Source organism: Methylobacterium sp. J-026, assembly GCF_022829585.1.
Classification (GTDB): domain Bacteria; phylum Pseudomonadota; class Alphaproteobacteria; order Rhizobiales; family Beijerinckiaceae; genus Methylobacterium.
Window position 1 is genome coordinate 20,001 of sequence record NZ_JAKSYC010000192.1, and the last position, 2,754, is coordinate 22,754.

At 72.7% G+C, this 2,754-nt stretch carries 3 protein-coding genes (1 of these 3 cut by a window edge); all 3 read left to right on the forward strand.

From position 1 onward, the window contains the following. Positions 1 to 182, forward strand: partial view of a putative bifunctional diguanylate cyclase/phosphodiesterase gene (locus MKK69_RS17920; RefSeq protein ID WP_243970006.1) — the 3' end only. It extends 1,543 nt beyond the left edge of the window; only the last 182 of its 1,725 coding nucleotides appear in the window; the start codon falls outside the window, past its left edge; it ends in the stop codon at positions 180 to 182. Positions 183 to 206: 24 nt separating this feature from the next. After that, positions 207 to 1,037 (forward strand): BLUF domain-containing protein, encoded by an 831-nt coding sequence (locus MKK69_RS17925; RefSeq protein WP_243970008.1) that lies wholly within the window; start codon positions 207 to 209, stop codon positions 1,035 to 1,037. A gap of 455 nt (positions 1,038 to 1,492) precedes the next feature. Then, complete coding sequence (metB, locus tag MKK69_RS17930) at positions 1,493 to 2,653, forward strand: cystathionine gamma-synthase (RefSeq protein WP_243970010.1); 1,161 nt, start codon at positions 1,493 to 1,495, stop codon at positions 2,651 to 2,653. The last annotated feature ends 101 nt before the right edge of the window (positions 2,654 to 2,754 follow it).

The following is a 2,754-nucleotide window of genomic DNA, read 5'->3' on the forward strand; positions in this document are numbered from 1 at the left end:
GTGCCATCGCGGGCCTGGGCAAGAGCCTGGGGATGACCACGGTCGCCGAGGGGGTCGAGACCCCGGAGCAGATGCAGCGCATCCGCCTGGAGGGCTGCACCGACGTGCAGGGCTACTTCATCAGCCGCCCCGTCCCCACCGAGGATCTGCTCCCGATCTTCGCCGCCTATCCGCAGGTCTGATCCCATCCCCCCGGACGCCCCGCCATGACCGATCTGTACCGCCTCGTCTACGCCAGCAAGAACCTGGTCCAGGGCCCCGAGTCCGAGGTGACCGCCCAGGTCCGCCAGATCCTCGACGCCTCCCGGCGCAACAATCGCGATGTCGGCGTCACCGGCGCGCTGATGTTCAACGCAGGGGCCTTCGCGCAGGTGCTGGAAGGCCCCCGCGCCGGGGTCGAGGCGACCTTCGAGCGGATCCAGCGCGACCTGCGCCACAGCGACGTGACGGTCCTGCAATGCGGCCCCGCGGAGAGCCGCGGCTTCGCGACCTGGTCGATGGCCTTCGTGGGCCAGGCTCCCGGCGGGCAGGCCCGGTTCAGCGGCCTCGCCGCCGAGAGCGGGTTCGATCTCAGCCGCCTCGACGGCGACCGGGTCTTCTCCATGCTGCACGATCTGGTGATCGAGGAGGAGGGCATCCCGGTCCCGGCGATCGCGCCGCCGACGGGCGCGGTCGCCGGGCTCGACGTGGTGCAGGTCCGCGCGGAGCTCGCGGCGTTGCAGCCGGACAGCCCCGCGCCGGTCAGCCCCGCCGGCCGTGCCGCGCCGGCCCGGGGGGCGACCGAGACCGCCCTCTGCGTGCTCAAGGCGGCGCTGGCGAGCGAGCGGGCACGCACCACCGAATTGCGGGCGGAGATCGACGCCCTCCGGATCGCCCTGGCCTCCGCCGAGGAGCAGGCCGGTGCCCTGCGCGACGCCCGGGACCTCTGGGCCGGGCGGGCGCGGCGCCTCGCGCAGGCGGTGGTGCGGGAGGCCGACGGTCTCGACGCCGACGCGCCGGCCCGGGAGCCGCAGGCGGCGCACCCGGTCGCCGCCTGATCGCGGCCCCGGTCCCTGGATCACGCCTCCGGTCGCGGGGCACCGGCCCACCGGAATCACGATCCTCGGTTGGGGAAACGGACCGTCATCGCCGCGCCTGTCGCGTCGCCCGCGGCGGGCTTGCGGCGTCGCAGAGTCGCGTGCGGATCTCGTCCCCGGTGGCCAATGCCCCGGTTCATGCGCTGCTGCGTGGCCGGTCCCGACCCGCATGTCCCGTCGAATCGCCGCGGGAAACATCCCTCCGCCCGAGCGGCATGCCCGTAAAACCCCTTGCCGGAGGATCGACCTTACGGTTGGCTGCGCCACACGGCCTCGAGGGTAGGACGGGCATCGCCACCACCGGCGCGGGATGGGCTGGGCCCGGAGATCGTTCTCTTGAAAGTCTGATCCGTTCTCCATAAAGAACGCGTCGGGATTCGGCTGGACGATCCGGCACCGGCGCGGAGGGAGAATCGATGTCAGAGGGATTTGCGGCACGCACCGTCGCGGCGGCCAACGGCGTGGCCCAGGACACGTCCTTCGGGGCGGTGATCGCGCCGATCCACCTGTCGACGACCTTCAAGTTCCCCGCCTTCGAGCAGGCCGGGCCCTACGACTATTCACGCCTCGGCAACCCGACCCGCGAGGCGCTCGCCGACACGATCGCCAAGCTCGAGGGCGGTGCCCGCGCCGTCATGGTGGCGAGCGGCATGGCGGCCCTGGACCTCGCCCTGTCGAGCCTGCGGCCGGGCGACCTGCTGGTCGCCCCGCACGATTGCTACGGCGGCACGCATCGCCTGCTCAGCCTCCGCAGCGCCCGGGGCCATTACCGCGTGGCCTTCGTCGATCAGACCGACCCGGCCGCCCTGGCGGCGGCCCTGGCCGAGGGGCCGAAGGTCGTGATGATCGAGACGCCGAGCAACCCGCTGATGCGGGTGGTCGACATCCGGCGGATCACCGCGGACGCGAAGGCCGCGGGGGCGCTCACGGTCGTCGACAACACCTTCCTGTCGCCCGCCCTGCAGCGGCCGATCGCCCTGGGGGCGGACCTCGTCGTCCACTCCACCACCAAGTTCCTCAACGGCCATTCCGACGTGATCGGCGGGGCCGTGATCGCCGCCGAGGCGGCGGTGGGCGAGGACCTCGCCGCCTGGGCGAACACGATCGGCGTCACCGGCTCGCCGCTGGACGCCTATTTGACGCTCCGGGGCCTGCGCACCCTGTTCGTGCGGGTCGAGCAGCAGCAGCGGACCGCGGGCCGGCTGGCCGCCTTCCTGGAGGGGCACCCGGCGGTGAGCCGCGTCCATTATCCGGGCCTGCCGTCCCATCCCGGCCACGCCCTGGCCAAGACGCAGCAGGCGGGCTTCGGCGCCATGCTGAGCTTCGAACTGGCCGGCGGGCGCGACGCGGTGCGGGCCTTCGTGGAGGTTCTGCGGGTCTTCACCCTGGCCGAGTCCCTGGGCGGGGTCGAGAGCCTGATCGCCCACCCGCCGACCATGACCCATGCGGCGATGGATCCGGAGGCGCGGGCGATCGCCGGCATCACGGACGGGCTGCTGCGTCTCTCGGTTGGCCTGGAAGCCGAGGACGACCTCCTGGCCGACCTGTCCCACGGCCTCGCGGCTCTGGGCGGCTGAACTCTTGGCCAGCTGAACTCTTGGCCAGCTGAACTTCTGGCCGGCTGACTCCTGGGCGGCTGAACCGGCCGCTCAGGCCTCCTCGATCACGCTGAACCCGG

Bases quoted from the DNA above. Each gene is read 5' to 3' on its own strand.
- MKK69_RS17925 (WP_243970008.1), top strand. From the start codon at position 207: ATGACCGATCTGTACCGCCTCGTCTACGCCAGCAAGAACCTGGTCCAG.
- metB (WP_243970010.1), top strand. From the start codon at position 1,493: ATGTCAGAGGGATTTGCGGCACGCACCGTCGCGGCGGCCAACGGCGTG.